Raw genomic sequence first — 21,392 nt, 5'->3', positions numbered from 1 at the left:
TGTTTACCCAGAGTGTGCAAACACTGACACAACAGGGTGACAGCGTGTTAGTGCTGACGCCTTGTGACCCTAGAATCACCACGACGCTGCAAAGTTTAGGGCGGCAAGTTATCACGCTAAAAGCGGGAGAGCGGGGCGTTGATTTGGATTTGGCGATTCGTTGTCTGCGTGATGAATCCATTCGCTTGATTGTCTTGCCGGGGCAGTTTGCTTTTCCTGCCGGTCAATTGATTAGCAATCTAAGCTTGCGTCGTTGGTTGGCGATTATTGAAGAAACCAAACTGCCAGTGATTGAGTGGGATTTGTGCTCGCATTTGGCGTACCGAGCGGGCTCTGTCATGACTTATAAGTCATTGGATTCGTCGGATCATATTGTGTATATCGGTGGTGTGGAGTCCAAAGGCGCAGGCCGTTCAGCCAGTTGGTGTTTGCCTGGTCGACATCAGGCGTTGTTAGATGGGGCGTTTTTAGCCGCCGATATGTCACTTAGCGATGTTCAGCAAGCAGCGCTTGGTGACGCTTTACAATCAAATAGTAAGCGCTCATTAACCAAGCGTGCCAGAGATGTGTGGGCGAATTCAGAACGAATCAAAGCGCATTTGGAAACTCGCCTTGGGGATCAGGTCAGTTTTGCCGCTAGTAAAGGCGGTATGTCTTTGTGGATGTATTTATCGACCCCTTTACCAGTGAGCAGCATTACTGCGCTGTTGGCCAGCTTTCGTCATGCGATTGTGCCCGGCTCGCTGTTGAGTCAGGAGGCCGACGCACACCATTGGCTCGCGATTAATGTCACCTTGGACGATGTGGAGCCTTTGGCCAACGCGTTAGCAGAGCATTTGGCCATAGGCAAAAAACCTCAGCCGGAAGTGGAAATCGTTTTGCAAGATAAGGCGGTTGCAAAAGATGACGTCGTTGAGCCTATCGAACCTGACCAATCAGCAACACATGAAGATTCAGTGGCAGCGGTGGAAAGTGATTTAGCGACGACAGAAACCAGTGAGCCAACCCCCTTAAAAGTGAGCCAACATCGCTTAAAAAAGAAGATAAGACGTCGCGAAACGCAACGACCGAGCCCTTGTATAACCCGATGTTGGACTTGATCAACCACGATTTTGGTTGATTCATTAGGTTCTCTGTATCGGCGCATTAAGTCGATACTGAGTGATGCCAGTGATCGAAGCAATAAAAAGGGCCAGATTGACGGCCCTTTTTATTGTCGTGTACGAAATGTGTTTTAAGGTTGGCTTGCTGCGCCGAACATGTCTAAATCTTTGTTATAAATTTCACTGCGCATGTCGAATGCCCCCATAACGCTGTGGAACACATTGGCTTGTGTGCTGCTTTCTCTGCTTTTTAACGTATCGACGTTAATGTGTTGTTGGTCGATAAAAGACGGCGACATCCAGACAAGGAAGGGCACATGCAATTGTTGTTCTGGCGCAATAGAATAGGGCGTTCCATGTAAATAAATACCACCTTCTCCAAGTGATTCTCCGTGATCAGATACATACAAAAAGGCACTTGATGTGTCTTTTATGCCCACCAGTGTTTGGCGTAATTGATCCAAGAAATGATCGTTGTACAAAATGGTATTGTCGTACGCGTTAATCAGCTCTGCTTGTGTGCACTTGCTCAGTTCAACGGATCGACAGACAGGCTTAAACAACTCAAATTCTTTAGGGTATTTGCTGTAATAAGAGGGGCCGTGACTGCCTGTTTGATGCAATACCACAAATACTTTTTGCTTATCCGATGCGGCGATTTGTTCGGCCAAATGGCTGAGTAAAACACCATCATAGCCGCATTCATTGCCTTCACAATTCTGCTTTAAATCCCCTGAACTTAGGTAGCTAGATACCTTAATTGGTGGTTCACCCCAGTTCTTGGTGCGCCAAATAACATCAATTCCTTGGCGTTGTAGGTAACTGGGTAACGGCTCAAAATTCTCAGTAAATACGCCGCTTGGATTGTGGTGCGAGAGAATGCATTTTACGGCGGCGGTAGTATAGCTGGCGCAAGATGTGGCGTTTTTCAACGTAATGACGTCCGATGCGGCGAGTAATGGATTGGTGGGTCTATCGTAACCATACAACGAAAAATTCTGTGCGCGTGCCGATTCACCAATCACCAATACCACAACGGTTTTATTATTGGATAGGAAAGTCGCATCAGGCAGTGGTGTTTGAACAATATTTTCCTGAGACTTGCTGTATTGGAAACGCGCGGCATTGCCGACGTATGACCAAGGCATGGTCATACCGCCCAACTGTTTGGCATGGTCGTCTACCCAAAGCCATTTGCTTTGCGATTGCCATAAAAAAGTAGAAATCACGACAATAGTAAGCACAAGATGCAACGCTAGGCGGATTCTAGACGTCTTTTGAATCGAAGATCGCATGATCAAATAGGCCGGAATGACGCCCAGAAGTACAAAGTACACCAGCAGTGTTGGGCTTAGAAATTGCTCAGATTCCGAATATTGTGTGTTGAAGATATTGCCCATCATGGTTCTGTCTAAAATGACGTTGTAGGTCACAACAAAGTAGACCGCCAGCGAATTCGCTAACGCCAACACCACACAAACCGCTTTACCAAGGCGTCTTGATATCAAAAACAACAGGTACAGAATCAACGCCGTCTCTAAGTAAATCACCGCGAACACCGCCAGCAGCGTATGCAAACTGTTGAGAGTGATGCCATCTAAGTTTTTCAATGAAAAAGAAAACAATGGCCAGTTGTAGAGGGCGATGTTCAGTAAGGTGATGAAAATAATGAAGGTTGATGTTTTTGGTGTGCTTTTGAAAAAGCGAGAAAAACCAGAGTGTTGGCGCTTCATGGGCGAGTTGTTTCCTGTTGATCCTACGGCGGCTTCGTGCCGAAAAGTGCAAGGCGTTAATGGTTAAATATCAATTCTAGGTTACATGATAGATGCTTATTTGCACCGCGAAGTCACTTTATCACGCAAGCCCGATTGTAACAATTTAACACTAATCGTAGACGTATTTAGGATCATGGCGAATCCGTGTCATTGAGAAGGTGCAGAATACATTCCCCAAAAATTAAGGTCATATGTCCATTATTGGTATGTTTGTCATGAATTTTTATATATTTTTCACGCAATGTGCATAGAATGAGGTTAAAATTGAACGCTAATTGTTATTTTCATACTAGATATTCCCAATTGAGATGGATTTTATGCGCTGCTCTTCAACCAATATTTGCAATAACTATAAGTCTTTATTAGAAGAAGCTCGGTCGACACCGACTGTCGTGTCGCAATCTAACATCCAGATTTTATTAGTGATTGCCATTGTTTTAGCCAGTTTGGCAGGCATTGGGTATTCTATGGGAGGTTATCAATTTGCCTTCTTAGAAATAAACCACTTATCTTCTTATATTTATCCTACCTTGCTGGAGAACCTCACCGTGTTTGGTGACGGTGTGTTTTTATTGGCGTTGGTGCTGCTTTTTTCATGTCGTCATATACGTTTTCATTGGACGGTTTTGTTTACGACGATCGTATCCGCGATTGTTGTGAATTTATTGAAAGATTATTTCGCGATGCCTCGTCCGCCAGCGGTGCTTGATCCTGAGGCATTTAACTTACTTGGGCGGGCGTATAAGTCGCGCAGCTTCCCCTCTGGTCACAGTATGACGGCGTTCTTGCTGGCCACGATTTGCTTTTGCTATGTGCAGAACCTGTACTTTAAAGTGTCTATTATGACGTTGGCTGTCTTGGTGGGTTTGAGTCGAGTTTTGATCGGCGTTCATTGGCCAGCGGATGTGTTAATAGGCGGCTCTTTAGGGGTTGTGTTGGGCGTCGCGGGTGTGATGGTGACGGCGAAGTGGAAAGCTGGCATTTGCGCTTATGTTCATTTGTTCACGCTGACCTTGCTGGTCATTGCCTGCATCATGATCTTCGTAGATGGCAATGATTATAAGCTTGCGTTGCCATTGTTGTATGTGGTGTCTGCGGCTGCGTTATTTCGAGTATTCAAAAATTACATCTGGGTAAGATAACGAGACTGTTTCTACTTGATTAGAAGGTCTATAGACATAAAAAAGGCGCTATGACAGCGCCTTTTTTATGGCCGTGACCATGCTTGCAGGGTCTTTATAATCAAGTGAAATTGAGATGAGCGTGTCGCCTTTTAGTAGTGCTAAAGAGGGAAATGAGTTTAACCCTAATTGCCTTGCTTGAAGTATTTCTTGCTCGATAAGCTGCTTGTGTTTGACGTGTTGCATGGCTTTATTAAAACCTTCTGCATTCATGCCTATGTGTTCTGCGCATTCGGTTAATGTATCAAGATCCGATGGATTCTTGGCCTTTACGTAATAGGCTTCTTGAATCGCATGGTACATCTCATCTTCTAGCCCCATGTCTCTTGCGACGTAGCACGCTCGACAGGCGGGGTAAGTTGAACGGCGTGGTGTATTGTTTTGCCAGAAGTCGAAATTAAACTCCATACCTAATGTGGACTGGATGTTCTTCCATGTCGCTTCAAGCTTGGCTTTCATTTCTTTTGCCATGGGGGTATCTGAATCAACTGCTAGGCCGCCTAGCATGGGTTGAATCGACAATTGGTCAGAGTCGATCAAAGGCTGTAAGGCTTTTTGTAGTTTTGTCCAAGTCGGGCGAAATCCCCAACACCAGCTGCACATTGGGTCATAGCAATAAAGTAGTGTAGCAGTCATGAAATGGTCTCTGTGTGGTAAAAACGACGGGCTTAAAGTAGCAGTCTTTTTAGTCAGAACACAACCAAGTTGAACTGTGCCCATAAAAAAACGGCTTAACCAAGAGGTTGAAGCCGTTTATTGACGTGAGCTTATTTGCTCTTAGCCTTTCAAGATATTCGCAATCGCGTCACACAAAGGTTCCATGTTGTCGTGCGTCATACCCGCTACGCTGATACGTCCTGAGCCAACAATGTAAATGCCGAACTCTTTACGCAGCTGAGCCACTTGATCTGGTGTAAGACCAGAAAAAGAGAACATGCCTTGCTGTTGTGAAATAAACGAGAAATCTTGGCTTACGCCTTTGATGCGTAATGTGTTCACAAACAAGCTGCGCATTTCGTGAATGCGAGTACGCATGGCTTTGACTTCACTTTCCCACAGTGCAAACAATTCTGGGTCATTCAGAATCTCGGCAACCACCGCCGAGCCGTGAGATGGCGGATTGGAATAGTTGGTGCGAATGCAGCGTTTGATTTGAGTGAACGCCGTTTCCGCTTGTTCAGCGGTTTCACAAAGAATCGTCAGTGCACCAACACGTTCGTTGTACAAACCGAAGTTCTTTGAGAATGAGCTGGCGATCAACATTTCCGGCACGTGTTCTAAGAAGGTGCGTAAGCCTTGAGCGTCTTCTTGCAAGCCCTGACCAAAACCTTGATAAGCGAAGTCAAACAACGGCAAGAAGCCTTGTTTACTGCACAACTTAGCAAGTTGGTACCATTGCTCTGGTGTAGGGTCGATGCCCGTTGGGTTGTGGCAACAACCGTGGAACAACACTACATCACCTTCAGGAACTTGAGACAAGCTCGCAAGCAGGGCTTCAAAGTCCAACGATTTATTGTCTGCGTTGTAATACGCATAACTGCCCACTTCCAAACCAACCGATTGAAAAACCGATTGGTGGTTTGCCCATGTTGGGTTACTGACCCAAATAGTGGCTTCTGGTAAGTGCTTTTTAATGAATTCTGCTGCGACGCGTAATGCGCCAGTGCCGCCAGGGGTATGGGCTGTTTGAGCAAGCTGCTTGGTAATGATGGGGTGGTCTTTACCAAATAAAAGCGTTTGCACGGCAGATCGATAAGCGGGTGCGCCTTCGATGCTTAGGTAGCTTTTGGTTGTTTCTTGAGTCAACAAGCGTTCCTCGGCTTGTTTTACCGCCTTTAAAATAGGCGTATTACCTTGCTCGTCTTTGTATACACCAACGCCCAAGTTAATTTTATTGGGATTGGAATCTTTTTTGTAAGCGTCATTCAGGCCAAGAATTGGGTCTGCAGGAGCAGCTTGGATATGTTCAAACATAGTAACTCCCCAAGAGGGTTATTTTCTTTTTTTATTATGGATTAGAAGATATAAAAATCAGGCTATATGGTACTCCAAGACGTGAGTAACCGCTATAAGCTGAGGGAAATGGGGACGGAATTACTGTGTAGGATGAGGGAAATGGATAAGTCGATGAGAAAAATGTAGCAAATTACGCAGAGCGTTCATCGTTGAGCCAATCCAATGGCGTTTTTTGGTGTGACAAAACTTCTAGACCTAACCAAATGTTAGGTCTTGTCGCGTACCTGACTGTGTCAGCTTAACGAGAGAAAACTAATCGTCCCAGCCGTTTGAAATGTCTTGGTTCAAACGTTTTTGTTCTAAGTGCTGTTCAATTGCACGTCGGGCTTTTAACATACGCGCTGCATCTTCCTTTTGATTTCGTTCTTTTGATTCATTTTCCAAGCTAATGGATGCATGCATTATGTCGGTTTTTACTTCAGTTAATGTTTCCGCAAAATCGCTCATCGTTATACCCTTTTGGACGTTCGATGACATTGAGTGCATAGACCACTGTCATCGACAGTTAAAAAAAGTCAAAATAGACAGACAACTCATTTTCAAGCTAATAAAAAACTCAAATAGATTAAAAATCAACCTATTTTTACGTGTTTTTTGTGACAAATTTATTAATTAATCATGGCGGAATGCAATGGACGTTTCTTTTATCCTCGATTCACTCAATGACAAACAGCGTGAAGCGGTGGCCGCACCGCTACAAAACAGTCTGGTATTGGCTGGCGCTGGGTCGGGGAAAACCCGAGTCTTGGTGCACCGCATTGCGTGGTTGATGCACGCTTACGAATTATCACCTTACAGCCTGATGGCGGTGACTTTTACCAATAAAGCGGCACGTGAGATGCAAGGGCGTATCGAACAGCTCGTGGGCGTTCCTCCACAAGGCATGTGGGTGGGGACTTTCCACGGTTTAGCGCATCGCTTATTGCGTGCTCATTGGCGTGATGCGGGGTTGAAAGAAAATTTCCAGATAATGGACAGTGACGACCAGTTGCGACTCATAAAACGCATCATGCGCGAACTGAATATCGACGATACTCGCTGGCCACCTAAACAAGTGTCTTGGTTTATCAACGCACAAAAAGACGAAGGTCGCCGTGCGGCTCATGTGCCAGACAGCCATGACCCTTTCTCTAAAGGCATGCGCGAATTGTATTACCACTACGAAGAAGCTTGTGAGCGTGGCGGTTTACTGGATTTTGGTGAATTGTTATTGCGAGCACACGAACTGATGCTCAGCACGCCTGCCTTGTTACGCCATTATCAAGACCGTTTTCGTCATGTGCTGGTGGACGAGTTTCAAGATACCAACACCATTCAATACGCTTGGTTACGCATCATGGTGGGCAGCGAAGGCACAATTACCGCTGTTGGCGATGACGACCAATCGATTTACGGTTGGCGTGGCGCGAAAATTGAAAATATCCAAAATTTCACCAAAGATTTTAAAGACGTTGGCACCATCCGTTTGGAGCAAAACTACCGCTCAACCGGTCATATTCTGAAAGCGGCCAACGGCTTGATCAAACACAACGACGACCGCTTGGGGAAAGAGCTTTGGACGGACAGTGGTGAAGGCGATCCTATTTCACTCTATGCCGGGTTTAATGAACAGGACGAAGCGCGCTTCATTCTTGGCATTATCAAACAATGGCGCGACAAAGGCACTTCACTGACGGACATGGCAATTCTGTATCGCTCCAATGCCCAGTCGCGAGTGATCGAGGAATGCTTAGTTAGGGAACAGATTGCTTATCGGATTTACGGTGGGCACAGATTCTACGATCGTCTTGAGATCAAAAATGCCTTGGCTTACGCCCGTTTGGCTCTCGATCCAAATGACGATGGCGCCATGGAACGAGTGATCAACGTGCCACCTCGTGGTATTGGTGAACGTAGCATCGGAACCTTGCGTGAAATTGCCCGTGATAATGGCTGTTCCATGTGGCAAGCCGCACAGGAAGTCGTGCGTCAGTCATTGATGACGGCTCGTGCAACCAATGCCATCAAGGCATTTTTACACCTTATTGAAGGCTTGAGTACGACCGTTCAACAGCCTGATTTGAACCTGAATGATATTTTCGAGCAGATTATTGAAGAAGCGGGTTTGATTCCTTTCCACGAAAAAGAGAAAGGCGAGAAGGGCGAAGCACGGATCGAAAACTTAAAAGAATTGGTGGGTGCGGCTGGCGGATTCAGTTGGAGCGATGAGGACGAAGAGTTTAGCTCGCCGTTGATGGCCTTCTTGGACAAAGCGGTTTTGGATGCGGGCGATGCGCAAGCGGACGAATACCAAGACGCAGTACAATTGATGACACTGCATTCGGCGAAGGGTCTCGAATTCCCATTGGTGTTCTTAACCGGCGTGGAAGAAAACGTTTTTCCAAGCAAGATGTCTTTCGAAGAACCAGGTCGACTCGAAGAAGAGCGTCGCCTTTGCTATGTGGGCATTACCCGCGCGATGGAAAAGCTTTACATCACGTACGCGGAATCTCGTCGTTTGTTTGGTAGCGAATCGTTTAATAGCCCTTCGCGCTTTATCAAAGAGTTGCCACCGGAATGTTTGGAAGAAGTGCGTCTTCGCTCTCAAGTCAGCCGTCCAGTGTCTTTGCAGCGCCCTGATTACAACTTTGAAAAGAACAAACTGCAAAACAGCAGTGTGTTAAACAGTTACAAAGCGCCAGAAGTTACCGTGAATATGGGGGATCGAGTGAATCATCCTGTGTTTGGTGAAGGCTTGGTGATCAACTACGAAGGCCAAGGCCCACAAGCACGCGTACAGGTCAATTTTGATGACGAAGGCACTAAGTGGCTAGTGTTGTCGTTTGCTAAACTGGAAGTGCTTTAGGTTTGGTTTAGATGGAATATCTCGTTGCCTGATTTGCTTGCGCCTGCTTCGCAAGCTCAGCGCGTCAGCGCAAATCAGACAGCGAGATAATTTAAGGTTGCCTTGCTAAAAGAACGCTGAGTATTTTCCTTTGCGCTTGTTGCGCAGCAAAGCGTATCGGCAGCAATAGAGCTTCAAGTTCGTTGTCTGTTCCCCAGCGGTTTAGCCATTTGTGTACTTCGCTATTTCTCTCGTTTTTCCGATTGTAACTCAGTAATTTTTTTTAATTGCAGCAAATTTTTTCGATTAGATGTAAACTGTTTAGAGTTGTAAGTATTTAGCTAATAAGGAGTGTGACATGGCGATTCGCGTTGGTTTGATTGGTTTTGGTTTGTCGGGGCGGGTGTTTCATGCGCCGTTTGTGATGAATGATCCTGACATGACGATGTCGTATGTTTGCAGTTCAAAGGCGGATGAGGTGAGGGCGGTGTTGCCTGATGTGTCTGTGGTGTCGTCTGCGGAGTCTGTATTTGCCGCGCCGGATGTGGATTTGGTGGTGATTACGACGCCGAATACGTTGCATTTTGATCAGGCAAAGCTGGCGTTGGAAAACGGCAAGCATGTGTTGTTGGAAAAGCCATCTGTCACCCGTTTATCTCAGATAGAAGCTTTGTGTGCTTTGGCGAAGCAAAAAGGCTTGGTGTTTTGTGTTTACCAGAATCGTCGTTTTGATGGCGATTTTCTGCGTCTTAAAACATTAATTGAAAGCGGTGAGTTGGGTGAGTTGAAGCATTTGGATTCTCGCTTTGATCGTTTTCGTCCGACGGCACAAGCCCGTTGGCGCGAAGAGCCGGGTGTTGGTACGGGGATTTTTTGGGATTTAGGGCCGCATATTTTAGATCAGGCATTGAGTTTATTTGGGCCGCCGAAGTGGTTGCATGCGAGTATTGATAAGCTACGCGACGGTAGTCAAACCCATGATTGGTTTGAAGTGGAGTTTGGTTACGACGACAAACGTGTGCGTTTGGCCTCGACGCCGTTTGAGGCCGGTGAAATGCGCCGCTTCAACGCAAGATTTACTAAAGGAAGTTGGCAATGTGTGGGGTTAGACCCACAGGAAGAGGCGCTACGAGCAGGGCAAATGCCTTGGGAAGCCGATTTCCCTTCACGAGCCGCTGAGCAAAAGATCACGCGTTTTGTGGCGCATTCGCAAGATAACATCGATTGTGTCCAAGAAGCCGCAACGCATGGCGAGTATGCCGCGTTTTACGGGCAATTACGTGATGCGATTCTTGGTAAAGGTGAGGCTCCGGTTTCGATGGAGCAGGCTTGTCAGCTGATTTATCTGTTGTGTTTGGCGGAGCAATCAGCCGAAAGTGGTCAGCGTATGTCGTGGGGTTATGTCCCTAATTTTTCTGCGAAGTAAATTCGTCTCGATAAATCGCAAAAAAGGGTTGAGCAAAATTCCTCCAGTTCTTATTATCTTTCGCCCTTTTGATGTTTTTTACATCAAAAGGGCGTTTTTCTGTCTGATCCTATAATAAAAACACAATAACGGGCGATATTTTGATATGCGTTGGTTGTTGATCAAATCTTCAATGGTGAGTGATGTTGGGCGTCGCTTTCTCATGTCACAGACAGATTCAAAATATTAAGTAACTGGCTCCCTGAGGGAAAATAATGCGTAATTTAATGGTATTGGGCAAATTGGCGTTCGCTGGTTTGTTTGCTTTGACTTTGGTCGCGTGTGGCGGTTCAGAGAAGACGGAAGACGCGGCAAAAGTTGAAAAGAAAGCGGAGACCATTCACTGGAAAATGGTCACAACGTGGCCAAAGAATTTCCCGGGCTTGGGAACCTCTGCGGACGAATTAGCGAAAAACATTACGAAAATGTCGAATGGACGTTTGGATGTCAAAGTCTATGCGGCGGGCGAATTGGTTCCTGCTCTGGAAGTGTTTGATGCGGTCTCTCGCGGCACGGCAGAAATGGGACACAGCACGGCGTATTATTGGAAAGGCAAAGCGCCTGCGGTGCAGTTCTTTTCTTCTGTGCCTTTTGGTATGACGGCACAAGAATTCAACGCGTGGCTCGACTATGGTGGTGGTTTGAAGCTGTGGGAAGAAGTGTACGCTCCCTTTAATATCATCCCCATGGCGGCAGGTAACACGGGCGCACAAATGGGCGGCTGGTTTAATAAAGAGATCAATTCTCTGGCGGATTTCCAAGGTTTGAAAATGCGTATGCCAGGGTTAGGTGGTGAGGTGCTGAAGAAAGTTGGTGCGGTAACCATTAACTTACCCGGCAGCGAAATATTCACAGCGTTGCAGACGGGAACGATTGATGCGACTGAGTGGGTGGGACCTTATAACGACTTAGCGTTTGGTTTGTACAAAGCCGCAAAATACTACTATTACCCAGGTTGGCAAGAGCCGGGTTCTGCCGTTGAAGCGTTAGTGAACAAAGACGCATTTAATGCCTTGCCGACGGATTTGCAAGAGATTGTTCGTACTGCCGCTCAGCAAGCCAATTTGGATATGTTGAGCGAATTTACCGCTCGAAACGATGCGGCTTTGACGACGTTAGTGAATGATCACCACGTGGTGTTGAAAAAGTTCCCGAAAGATTTGCTAGAAGCACTGCGAGTGGCGTCTGATGAAACACTTAAAGAAGTGGCGGCAAACGATCCGATGAGCCAAAAAGTGTACGATTCTTTCACGGCATTTTTGAACTCAGTTAACCAGTGGCATGACATTTCTGAACGTGCGTTCATCAATGCTCGCGCAATAGACTGATGTCTTAGAGTACAAAGCCTGCGATTCCAAGAAGCCCTGTTATCGACGGATAACAGGGCTTCTTTTTGTTTGTCTTTAAATGACTATTCTGACCATTTGTAAATAAATATCAAAAAAGGGCTTGAGCGCCCGCACAGCAATTCATACTATTCAGTACACTTAGTGCATAAAATGTGACTAAAGGGTCAATTTCAATCCTTATTATAGGGCGTTGACGCAAAGGCAATTAGGGTTGCTTGAGTTTTAAAGCTAAGTCCAATAACAATAAACGCAATCAGTCTCCTGAGGGATAGCAAATGATAAAAATAAAAACGTGGGGCAAACTGGCCTTAGTCGGTTTGACGGCAGCCACTTTGGTGGCATGTGGTGGATCAGAAGAAAAAGAAACCGCAAAAGTAGAAAAGAAAGCCGAAGTCATTAACTGGAAAATGGTCACGACTTGGCCAAAAAACTTTCCAGGTTTGGGTACGGGGGCTGAAAACCTAGCCAAAAGCATCAACGAAATGTCCAATGGCCGCATTAATGTCAAAGTGTATGCGGCAGGCGAATTGGTTCCTGCGTTGGAAGTGTTTGATGCGGTGTCTCGTGGCACAGCACAAATGGGTCATGGTGCAGCCTATTATTGGAAAGGCAAAGCGCCAGCTGCGCAGTTCTTTACCGCGGTACCATTTGGCTTCACGGCACAAGAAATCAACTCTTGGATTCACCATGGCGGCGGTTTGAAACTATGGGAAGAAATTTACGCACCCTTTAACCTAATCCCAATGGCAGCAGGTAACACTGGTGTGCAAATGGGCGGCTGGTTCAATAAAGAAATCAACTCGTTGGAAGACTTCCAAGGTCTAAAAATGCGTATTCCAGGCCTTGGTGGCGAAGTATTGAAGAAAGTGGGCGGTACGCCAATTAACTTGCCAGGTGGTGAGATCTTTACTTCCTTGCAAACTGGCGCGATTGACGCAACCGAGTGGGTTGGACCTTATAACGACCTAGCGTTTGGTTTGTACAAAGCGGCGAAGTTCTATTACTACCCAGGTTGGCACGAGCCAGGTTCAACGATGGAAGCGCTGTACAACAAAGAAGCGTTTGAGGCTTTGCCAAAAGACCTACAGTTGATCGTACGTGCAGCGACACGCCAAGCGAACGCCGAGATGTTGGATGAGTTCACAGCATTGAACAACTCCGCACTGCAAACGCTTATTAACGAACATAACGTGACGTTAAAACCTTTCCCTGATGATGTCTTGTCTGCATTGAAAAAAGCGTCTACAGAAACATTGGAAGAAGTGGCAGCAGCCGATCCAATGAGCCAAAAAGTGTATGACTCATTCAAAGAGTTTGGTGCGAAAGTAAGAGCATGGCATGAAGTGTCTGAACGCGCTTACATCAATGCTCGTGAGCTTGAGTAATTCTTAATTTAGTCGTGTTATAGATAAAAAAAACAGCCCTTCTTGTTTCCAAGAAGGGCTGTTTTTTTATAGGTATTGCTATTAGAACGAGGCTTAGTCGTTCATGCTGCCTAATTCAAGCAGTGTTGCGTTGCCGCCGATTGCCGTGGTGTTGTTAGACACGGTGCGTTCAGTGACAAAGCGTAGTACGTAGTGTGGTTTCGCTATCACGCTTAAATTTTCCGCGTCGGTTTCTTCAACCAATTGGCAGATTAGGCCGCTTTTCGCTGCAAGACGTTGGCTTAGCTGTTGGGCTTGCGCAGGGTCGCACAGCGTCGCGATACCAGCAAGGTGGTTGGCTTCGATCAAAGAATCTTGCGCGGATTCCGCAATGTTTTGCACAACACCTTCTGCGACAACTGGGGAAATCATGTCCATGATTTCTTGGCCAGCCAGTCCCACAGTAATCACGGGGTTACCGGCAATAAGCGCAGCAAACACTTGGCCAACTAGTCCCACTTTCGCCATATCGCCTTCAAGCGAAGACATGCAAAGAAACACGCCACGGCCTTGGTTAGACAGTTCGTTGCGCTCGCCAGTTGGCCCCGGCATGACGCGCGTTTCAGCAATGGATTGCTTCGCGTTGTCGATTTGCCAAGCGGCCATTTTTCGTTGTGCTTCAGGGAAGGCGTTTAGGGCTTTTTTCAGTTTTTCTGCGCGGCCATTTACGCCAAGTTTGTCCCATGCTTCGAAGACTTTCTGAGCGACCTGAATTTGGATAGGTTGTACGATTGTCATAGTAATGTCTCCCCTTAAAGGTCTTGCTCAATAGCGAAGCGTTGAAGGTAATGTGGACCGCCAGCTTTTGGTCCTGTGCCGGATAAACCTTGTCCGCCGAAAGGCTGAACACCAACTACTGCACCGACTTGGTCGCGGTTGATATATAGGTTACCAACACGAGCGCGACTTGCGATACGAGCACAAGTGGTTTCGTTACGGCTGTGAACGCCCATAGTCAAACCAAAGCCTGAGTTATTGATGGTGTCGATGATCTTATCCAAGTCGCGTGCTTTGTAGCGTACAACGTGAAGGATAGGGCCAAATTTCTCATCTGTTAGCTGATCTATGCTGCTGATCTCAAACGCGGTTGGTGCAACGAAAGTACCGTTTTTGGCGAAATCTGGTAATTCCGCTTGGGCGATCAATTTGCTTTCTTTCGTCATGTGCTCGATGTGATCTAGCAGCATTTTTTGCGCTTTTTTATCGATCACTGGACCTACATCGGTGCTGTGTAGGTAAGGCAAGCCAACGCTTTGTTCCGCCATGGCGCCTTTGATCATCGGAATAACGCGATCAGCGATGTCGGCTTGTACGAACAATACACGCAGTGCAGAACAACGCTGACCTGCAGAAGCAAACGCTGAACGTACCGCATCACGAACGACTTGCTCTGGCAAAGACGTAGAATCCACCAGCATGGCGTTTTGACCACCGGTTTCCGCAATGACTGGTACGGGCGCAACGCCACGAGCCGCTAGCGTGCGGTTGATCAATTGTGCTGTGCCAGTGGAACCTGTGAAGGCAAGGCCAGCAATGCGTTTGTCGCTAGTAAGTGGAGCACCAACTGTCGCGCCGTCACCTGGTAACAAGTGAAGTACGTCAGTTGGAACGCCAGCTTGGTGTAGCATTTCAATAGCGCGGAAAGCGATCAAGCTGGTTTGCTCAGCCGGCTTCGCCACAACAGTGTTGCCCACGACTAGAGCAGCAACGACTTGGCCTGTAAAGATGGCCAATGGGAAGTTCCATGGACTGATACACGTGAACACGCCGCGGCCGTTTAGCTTGGCTTGTTTGTCTTGACCCAAGAAATCTTTGTAGTGCGTTGGGTTAGCAAAGTGGCTACGGGCTTGTTGCGCGTAGTAGCGGCAGAAATCCACGGCTTCACGTACTTCATCGATGCTGTCTTGAATGGTTTTACCCGCTTCACGGTGGCAAAGTGCCATCAATTCTGCGTAGTTTTCCTCCATCAAGTCAGCCATTTTGTCTAGGCAATCCGCACGCTCTGTGGCTGGACGCGCAGACCAAGCAGGGAAAGCGGCTTCAGCAAGATCAATGGCCTTGGTAACGGTCGCGGCGTCTGCCCAGTCGATTTGACCAGCGGTTTGGCTGTGATCGTAAGGGCTTTTAATAGAGTGCGTTTGCCCTGTTGTGACTTTTTCGCCACCCACAATAGGGAAAGCACGCCATTGCGTATCTTGACCCATGAAAGCGTCGATTTTGGCTTTGAAAGGCGTCCAATCAGAATCGATTTCAATGTTCGGGCCAAACGAGTTTTTACGGTCGTCAAACAAATTTGCTGGCAAGTTAATGTGCGGGTTAGCCAATGACTTGCGGCTTTCCAATGTGGTGACAGGATGGTTGATCAAGTCAGAAATTGGGTAACTTGCATCGATCAAACGGTGAACGAATGAGCTGTTGGCGCCGTTTTCTAGCAGACGGCGAACCAAGTAAGGAAGCAAGTCTTTATGACTGCCGACTGGTGCGTAGATGCGCACGCAAATATCGCTACCTTTGATTAGACGGTTGTAAAGCGCGTCACCCATGCCGTGCAGACGTTGGAATTCGAATTCTTGTGTTGTCGCGCCCAATTGCGTTGCCAAACAGCTGATGGTCGCAATGGTGTGTGCGTTGTGGCTGGCAAATTGCGGGAAGATGTGTGCGCGAGTGTGTTCGCTTAGCAAGAAGTTCGCACACGCCAAGTAAGACACGTCAGTGGATTCTTTACGTGTGTACACTGGGTAACCGTTGATGCCACGTTGTTGGCACAGTTTGATTTCAGAATCCCAGTAAGCGCCTTTTACAAGACGTACAGGAATGCGATCGCCTTGTTCTTTGGATAAGGCCGCCAACCACACCAAAACCGGCAGAGCACGTTTTGAGTAAGCTTGAACCACAAGGCCGAATAAGCCCCAACCTTTAGTACATTCGTCGCGGAACAATTTTTCAAACAAATGCAAAGAAAGCTCTAGGCGATCGGCTTCTTCTGCATCGATGGTAATACCGACGTTCAACGAGCGCGCTTTGATGATCAAGCCTTTTACGCTGTCGAACAATTCCGTCATCACGCGCTCTTCACAACCCACTTCGTAACGTGGGTGAAGGGCTGACAGTTTGATGGAGATCGTTGGGCGGTGTTTTTGGTTGTAAGTATCTTTACCCACAGACTCAACGGCCTGCATGTAAGATTTTAGGTATTTGTCTGCATCGGCGGCGGTTAACGCGGCTTCGCCCAACATGTCGAAAGAGTAGGTATAACCTTTGTCGCGGTAGCTTTTACCACGAGATAGAGCTTCTTCAATGCTGCGACCTAGTACAAACTGGTGTCCCATGATTTTCATCGCTTGGTTCATCGCTTTACGAATCACCGGCTCAGAAACACGGTTTACCATGCGGTTCACCAAGTTCGCTGGCGTACCGTCTTTTTTCTCGTCCATAGTGACTATTTTGCCCGTCAACAATAAGCCCCAAGTAGACGCATTAACGAAGAAAGAGTCAGAGTTTTTCGCGTGAGAGGCCCAGTCGGCGACGCTCAAACGGTCTTTGATAAACGCATCAGCGGTTTCTTTGTCTGGCACGCGCATGAGCGCTTCGGCCAAACACATCAGCAAAATGCCTTCTTTGGTGTCTAGGCTGTATTCCAGTAGCAAAGCGTCAATCATTGACATGCTGTCGTCGTCTTTACGAACGGCTGCAATTAGGTCGGCTGCGGCATTTGTTTGGCTTTCCAATTCGCCTTCAGTTGGTTTTGCCAACGGCAATAATTCATTCAACCACTTTTCTTCATCCAAATTGTAAAGAGGGGAAATGAGCTGCCACAATTCGTTAAGTGGACGCTGAATGAAGTTAGGTTGTAACACCTCAATCGCTTTAAACATGGTTGGATTCTCCCGCGTTAACCTAAAAAGCCGTTCGGCTCTTTATTAAGGCCGCATATTGTTATAGAGCATTACGCTTTTTTTTGATTACTTTTCGTTCTGCTTAATCAAAAAAATGCATGTCTGGATAATGCTGACACTTTAGTGACAGAGGGGTTAAATTGTCTTTCGAAAAAAATCGTTTTTTTTTATAAGAAAGTCCGACTTTTCTAGAATAAATTGCGGGGTGGTTTATTGTTGTGCAAGATCCGGTCGAAGTGTGCTCAATGCGTATTATTGGAGCATGAAAACTAAGGTGGGGACTGGTTTAGCGGTTAGTGAATTGCTTCTGATATTTTAATGGTGTGATGCCCAGTGTTTGAGAAAACACGTTGGTCATCGCACTTTGGCTAGAAAATCCACACATTTCGGCGACTTGAATGGGCGGGAATCCTTCGGTCAGCAAACTTTGAGCTCGCTCCAAACGCTTGCGCATGAGGTATTGATGCGGCGTCATGCCGGTACGGTCTTTAAAGCGCTCGTGGAATTGGCTGACGCTCAAAAAGCAGAAATTAGCCAACTGATCAATGTGGACACGGCGCGATAGGTTTAACTCAATAAATTGGTCAAGCTTGTCGATGTCGAGGTGATTACCGCGGGCGCGAACGTCTTTGTTGTTGATCTGGTGGCGAATAGCACTGAGCAGTGTGTTGCCACAGGCTCTGGCTAAAATGGCGTCATTTGGGTATTGCTGTAACTCGCCAGACAGCGCCGATGCCAGTATTTGCAAACGAGGATTCAGTTGGAAGTAGGCGGCTTGATCGAACAAGCGTGATACGACTTCGTATTCTTCATCTGTGATGCTTTTTTGCGGTGGAATGGGAAGGTTAACCACCATAATGCGATTTTCACCCAGACCCGCGAACGCATGACTGTTCTCTGACGGAAGAATACACCCTTCGCCAGTATGCAGTTGTTTGCCTTTGCCTTCTACGTCGAAATCAGTGTTGCCATCAAGCACAATCACCAGTTGGTGAAAATCGTGATCGTGGGTATCTGCTTCGGTTGGCAGGCTAAAAACGTCGGAATCAGACTGAGTCAAAATAAGCCTATTAAATACATTAAGTGTGAAAGTATAGCGGCCTTAATGCGGCTTTAGTAGCGTATTTTTTTGGAGATGCTGGATTTTAGCGTGTTTTTATCGTCTTGGCAGCGAAATGAGGAGGGCTTGTGGAGAGAAAAGAAACACAGCGCGCTTTTTCTGCAAAATTCAACGACGCGCTGTGTTTGTGTGATTTGGCTACTCGCCAATGGCTATGACTAAGTTGCCTAGCGCCCCAGATTTCAGGACGTCTTCATGGGCTTGCGCCAATTCAGTCAGTGGGTAACTTTGGCGAATCACCGGCTTGAGTACGCCTTTTTCAAACAAAGGGCGCAAGGCTTTCGCAATCAACGCCAATTCCGCTGGCTTCACATTCGCTAATGCGACACCGACAACGGACGCATCGCGCGCCATTAAGTCGCGAGGGTTGATTTCAACCGTGCCACGATTTCCAACGACAGCCACGCAGCCACCGAAAGCCAAGGCTTTTAGGTCTTGATCTAGGTTATGGTTAGCCAACATTTCAATCACGATATCAAAACCGGTTTCTAGGGATTGATAGGGTGCCAGATGGTCGGCTTCATTGTGCATAATGACGGTTTTCACACCTTGCTGACGCAGTAATTCCGCACCTTCCTTAGTACCTGAACTGGCCACCACGTCCATACCTGCGGCCAAAGCAAGCTGGACAGTGGCAATGCCGACGGCGCCAGTTGCGCCATGGACTAAGACTTTATCGCCCGCTTTACCGTTGGCACGACCAAACAAGGCACGATGCGCCGTGGTGTAGGGAATACCAACACAAGCGCCTTCTTCAAAAGACAATGCATCCGCAAGAGGGTAAGTGTGCGTTGCCGCACACGCGGTAAATTCCGCTGAAGACCCTGTTAGGTTGCGACTGAAATACACCCGCTGACCGACTTCAAACCCAGTGACGTTCGCACCCAGTTCAACCACGGTTCCAGCGCCATCAGAACCCGGCGTATGCGTGGAAATTGGCAGAGTAATTATTGGTACCAGAGCGAATGTAAGTGTCCACTGGGTTGACGCCTGCAGCACCGACTTTAACGAGTATCTGGTCGTTATTAATCTTAGGTGTTGGCGCATCCGCCAGCGACAAGTCACTGGCGGGGCCGTAGTCTTTCATTTGCATTGCTTTCATGTTTTTGTCCTAACTTAATGAGTTCTGTTTTTGTTATTTCAAAAGTTATGCCTTAGATCAGTCTGCATAGACTTGCTCAGGGAGCCATGTCGCCAGATCTGGCCAAACAGCCAACATCAATAATACAAAGATCTGAATCAAGATAAACGGCAGCACACCTTTATAGATGGACTGGGTTTTAATTTCTGGCGGCGCCACTCCGCGTAAATAGAAGAGCGCAAAGCCAAATGGCGGTGTTAAGAAGGACGTTTGTAAGTTAATCGCCATCATAATACCTAACCAAACAGGGTCTAGACCCATGGCCAATAAAACTGGGGCAACAATGGGAACAACCACAAAGGTGATTTCAATGAAGTCGAGGATGAAGCCAAGGAAGAACATCAGCAACATCACCACAATCATGGCACCCACTACACCGCCAGGCAGTTGCGAGAAGAAGTCTTGAATCAGCTCTTCGCCGCCAAAGCCACGGAATACCAAGGAAAACAGCGACGCACCGATGAGAATCATGAAGACCATGCAAGTGACCTTGGTGGTCGAATAGACGGCGTCTTTTAGGGTAGGGAAGCTTAATTTACCGCTTGCCAACGCCAAAATCGCTGCGCCTAATGCACCCACACCGGCCGCTTCCGTTGGCGTTGCAATCCCGCTAAGGATAGAGCCCAATACCGCAAAGATAAGGATTAAAGGTGGTAAAAGACCTTTGATCAACTGAATCGCCAATGGCTCAGTAGAACCATTGCGCAACTCTTCACGAGGAACCGCGGGCGCTTTGTGCGGCTGCAACCAAGCGACCATGATGACGTAAAGAATGTACAAGCCAACGAGGATTAAGCCAGGAATTAACGCACCAACAAACAAATCCCCCACAGAAATGGTTTTTGGTGAGAATATGCCCATTTCCAATTGCGCTTTTTGGTAAGCGTTGGACATGACGTCGCCCAGTAAAACCAAGGCGATGGAAGGCGGAATAATTTGGCCTAAGGTTCCGGTTGCACAAATAGTACCGGTTGCCAGCGCAGGGTCATAACCGCGGCGTAACATGGTTGGCAACGAAATCATGCCCATGGTGACAACGGTTGCGCCCACAATACCCGTACTGGCCGCCAACAACATACCCACCAAAATCACCGAAATACCCAAACCACCACGCAAGGTTCCAAACAGCATCGCCATGGAATCGAGCAACTTCTCAGCCAGCTTTGATTTCTCGAGCAACACGCCCATCAAGACGAATAGCGGTACCGCGATGAGGGTTTCGTTACCAATAATACCGAACAAGCGGTTGGGTAAGGCTTCTAAGAAAACGCTGTCAAAGGTGCCAAAAAAAGAACCGACCGCGGCGAAAATAAGTGCCGTGCCACCCAAAGAAAATGCCACAGGGTAACCAAACAGCAAGCAGACACACACGCCAGCAAACAGCCATAAAGGAATAAATTCAGCCATTAGTTTTGTCCTTTAGCCTGTTTATTAATAGGGGAGCGAGCCGCAGTTACCACGCCAATATTCTTCAAAATATCGGCCGTACCTTGAATGATGAGACTCGCCATCATAATAGGGATCAGAGTTTTGAGCAGATAGACGAAAGGCAAACCACCCGGTTCTGGAGACGTTTCCAATACGCGCCAAGAAGCGCTAACGTAATCTAGGCTTAAATAGGCGGTATACAGCGTGAACGGCAGTAAAAAGAAAATGCCACCGATGATATTAACCCAGGCTTTTTTCGTCACTGAGAAATCACGGTAAAAAACATCGACACGGACATGCTCGTCGTCTTTAAAGGTATAGGCCGCGCCCAACATAAAGACCATGGCATGCAAGTACAGCACAGACTCTTGCAATGCAATCGAACCATTATCAAAACCATAACGTAGCAGGACGATGAGACAGGTAAGTAGCATCATCACCAACGTGAGCCAAGCAATGCATCTTCCCAAGTATTGGGAAATTGCCTCAGCCGAAGAGACCAGTTTGTTAAACATTAAAGTACCCACAGTTTTTTAATCATTATTATCGGATGCTTCGCACGGCAAAAAACCAGCGTCAAAATCCGGATGGTTAGTCTATTGGATAACGCTACGCTTGGGAATATTGCAGGCTATGGGAAACACGCGTTAGGGATTATTTATCGGACATT

16 protein-coding genes and 1 pseudogene are annotated in these 21,392 nt (G+C 47.1%); 6 read left to right on the top strand and 11 right to left on the bottom strand.

The genetic code is table 11. The annotated features are described in order from the left end of the window. Window positions 1–1,100 (top strand): annotated as a pseudogene (locus N5P32_RS01465) (PLP-dependent aminotransferase family protein); the annotation flags it as partial. Window positions 1,101–1,234: 134 nt separating this feature from the next. Here N5P32_RS01465 and eptA read toward each other — a convergent pair. Then, complete coding sequence (eptA, locus tag N5P32_RS01460; protein WP_265727433.1) at window positions 1,235–2,836, bottom strand: phosphoethanolamine--lipid A transferase EptA; 1,602 nt, start codon at window positions 2,834–2,836, stop codon at window positions 1,235–1,237. 359 nt (window positions 2,837–3,195) lie between these two features. On the opposite strand from eptA, the gene N5P32_RS01455 reads away from it, so the two are divergent. Next, window positions 3,196–4,020: a phosphatase PAP2 family protein gene (locus tag N5P32_RS01455; RefSeq protein WP_265727432.1), complete on the top strand. Its 825-nt coding sequence runs from the start codon at window positions 3,196–3,198 to the stop codon at window positions 4,018–4,020. Between the two features lie 48 nt (window positions 4,021–4,068). Here the strand turns inward: N5P32_RS01455 and N5P32_RS01450 are convergent, their stop codons facing one another. The 3 genes from N5P32_RS01450 to N5P32_RS01440 all read right to left on the bottom strand — a co-directional run bounded on the left by N5P32_RS01450 (window position 4,069) and on the right by N5P32_RS01440 (window position 6,522). Further along, window positions 4,069–4,695, bottom strand: coding sequence for a DsbA family protein (locus N5P32_RS01450; protein WP_265727431.1), 627 nt, complete (start codon window positions 4,693–4,695; stop codon window positions 4,069–4,071). 141 nt (window positions 4,696–4,836) lie between these two features. Next, on the bottom strand, window positions 4,837–6,033 hold the full coding sequence (locus N5P32_RS01445; protein ID WP_265727430.1) for an amino acid aminotransferase: 1,197 nt from the start codon (window positions 6,031–6,033) through the stop codon (window positions 4,837–4,839). A gap of 294 nt (window positions 6,034–6,327) precedes the next feature. Further along, entirely contained in the window at window positions 6,328–6,522 is a 195-nt protein-coding gene (locus N5P32_RS01440; protein WP_265727429.1) for a PA3496 family putative envelope integrity protein, read from the bottom strand. A gap of 184 nt (window positions 6,523–6,706) precedes the next feature. On the opposite strand from N5P32_RS01440, the gene uvrD reads away from it, so the two are divergent. The 4 genes from uvrD to N5P32_RS01420 all read left to right on the top strand — a co-directional run bounded on the left by uvrD (window position 6,707) and on the right by N5P32_RS01420 (window position 13,098). Further along, window positions 6,707–8,920: a DNA helicase II gene (gene uvrD, locus N5P32_RS01435; RefSeq protein WP_265727428.1), complete on the top strand. Its 2,214-nt coding sequence runs from the start codon at window positions 6,707–6,709 to the stop codon at window positions 8,918–8,920. Window positions 8,921–9,257: 337 nt separating this feature from the next. Further along, a complete protein-coding gene (locus N5P32_RS01430; RefSeq protein ID WP_265727427.1) occupies window positions 9,258–10,325 on the top strand; it encodes a Gfo/Idh/MocA family oxidoreductase in 1,068 nt (355 codons plus the stop codon). A 254-nt stretch (window positions 10,326–10,579) separates the two neighbouring features. Then, window positions 10,580–11,692 carry a TRAP transporter substrate-binding protein gene (locus tag N5P32_RS01425; protein WP_265727426.1) on the top strand — a complete coding sequence of 371 codons (1,113 nt, stop codon included), beginning with the start codon at window positions 10,580–10,582 and terminating at the stop codon, window positions 11,690–11,692. Window positions 11,693–11,988: 296 nt separating this feature from the next. After that, entirely contained in the window at window positions 11,989–13,098 is a 1,110-nt protein-coding gene (locus N5P32_RS01420; protein WP_265727425.1) for a TRAP transporter substrate-binding protein, read from the top strand. 93 nt (window positions 13,099–13,191) lie between these two features. Here N5P32_RS01420 and N5P32_RS01415 read toward each other — a convergent pair whose 3' ends face one another. The 7 genes from N5P32_RS01415 to N5P32_RS01385 form a co-directional block, all read right to left on the bottom strand. Then, window positions 13,192–13,875: a 1-pyrroline-5-carboxylate dehydrogenase gene (locus tag N5P32_RS01415; RefSeq protein WP_265727424.1), complete on the bottom strand. Its 684-nt coding sequence runs from the start codon at window positions 13,873–13,875 to the stop codon at window positions 13,192–13,194. A gap of 14 nt (window positions 13,876–13,889) precedes the next feature. Then, complete coding sequence (putA, locus tag N5P32_RS01410) at window positions 13,890–17,012, bottom strand: bifunctional proline dehydrogenase/L-glutamate gamma-semialdehyde dehydrogenase PutA (protein ID WP_265727423.1); 3,123 nt, start codon at window positions 17,010–17,012, stop codon at window positions 13,890–13,892. Window positions 17,013–17,319: 307 nt separating this feature from the next. Beyond that, entirely contained in the window at window positions 17,320–18,093 is a 774-nt protein-coding gene (locus N5P32_RS01405) for a helix-turn-helix domain-containing protein (RefSeq protein WP_265727422.1), read from the bottom strand. Between the two features lie 198 nt (window positions 18,094–18,291). Next, on the bottom strand, window positions 18,292–19,050 hold the full coding sequence (locus N5P32_RS01400; protein ID WP_265727421.1) for an NADPH:quinone reductase: 759 nt from the start codon (window positions 19,048–19,050) through the stop codon (window positions 18,292–18,294). Window positions 19,051–19,063: 13 nt separating this feature from the next. Beyond that, window positions 19,064–19,255, bottom strand: coding sequence for a hypothetical protein (locus N5P32_RS01395; protein WP_265727420.1), 192 nt, complete (start codon window positions 19,253–19,255; stop codon window positions 19,064–19,066). Between the two features lie 57 nt (window positions 19,256–19,312). Continuing rightward, a complete protein-coding gene (locus N5P32_RS01390) occupies window positions 19,313–20,701 on the bottom strand; it encodes a TRAP transporter large permease (RefSeq protein WP_265727419.1) in 1,389 nt (462 codons plus the stop codon). Continuing rightward, a complete protein-coding gene (locus N5P32_RS01385; protein WP_265727418.1) occupies window positions 20,701–21,237 on the bottom strand; it encodes a TRAP transporter small permease subunit in 537 nt (178 codons plus the stop codon). Before N5P32_RS01385 ends, N5P32_RS01390 begins: the two co-directional genes overlap by 1 nt. Window positions 21,238–21,392 lie beyond the last annotated feature (155 nt).

The sequence above is a fragment of the Marinomonas pontica genome (genome assembly GCF_026191375.1).
In the GTDB taxonomy this organism is placed as follows: domain Bacteria; phylum Pseudomonadota; class Gammaproteobacteria; order Pseudomonadales; family Marinomonadaceae; genus Marinomonas; species Marinomonas pontica.
The sequence above is the reverse complement of the archived record's forward strand: the minus strand, read 5'-3'. Positions and strand labels throughout refer to the sequence as shown.

Coding starts and splice junctions, on each gene's coding strand:
- N5P32_RS01420 (WP_265727425.1), top strand. CDS start 11,989: ATGATAAAAATAAAAACGTGGGGCAAACTGGCCTTAGTCGGTTTGACG.
- N5P32_RS01455 (WP_265727432.1), top strand. CDS start 3,196: ATGCGCTGCTCTTCAACCAATATTTGCAATAACTATAAGTCTTTATTA.
- N5P32_RS01395 (WP_265727420.1), bottom strand. CDS start 19,255: ATGAAAGCAATGCAAATGAAAGACTACGGCCCCGCCAGTGACTTGTCG.
- N5P32_RS01450 (WP_265727431.1), bottom strand. CDS start 4,695: ATGACTGCTACACTACTTTATTGCTATGACCCAATGTGCAGCTGGTGT.
- eptA (WP_265727433.1), bottom strand. CDS start 2,836: ATGAAGCGCCAACACTCTGGTTTTTCTCGCTTTTTCAAAAGCACACCA.
- N5P32_RS01425 (WP_265727426.1), top strand. CDS start 10,580: ATGCGTAATTTAATGGTATTGGGCAAATTGGCGTTCGCTGGTTTGTTT.
- putA (WP_265727423.1), bottom strand. CDS start 17,012: ATGTTTAAAGCGATTGAGGTGTTACAACCTAACTTCATTCAGCGTCCA.
- uvrD (WP_265727428.1), top strand. CDS start 6,707: ATGGACGTTTCTTTTATCCTCGATTCACTCAATGACAAACAGCGTGAA.
- N5P32_RS01415 (WP_265727424.1), bottom strand. CDS start 13,875: ATGACAATCGTACAACCTATCCAAATTCAGGTCGCTCAGAAAGTCTTC.
- N5P32_RS01445 (WP_265727430.1), bottom strand. CDS start 6,033: ATGTTTGAACATATCCAAGCTGCTCCTGCAGACCCAATTCTTGGCCTG.
- N5P32_RS01430 (WP_265727427.1), top strand. CDS start 9,258: ATGGCGATTCGCGTTGGTTTGATTGGTTTTGGTTTGTCGGGGCGGGTG.
- N5P32_RS01440 (WP_265727429.1), bottom strand. CDS start 6,522: ATGAGCGATTTTGCGGAAACATTAACTGAAGTAAAAACCGACATAATG.
- N5P32_RS01390 (WP_265727419.1), bottom strand. CDS start 20,701: ATGGCTGAATTTATTCCTTTATGGCTGTTTGCTGGCGTGTGTGTCTGC.
- N5P32_RS01385 (WP_265727418.1), bottom strand. CDS start 21,237: ATGTTTAACAAACTGGTCTCTTCGGCTGAGGCAATTTCCCAATACTTG.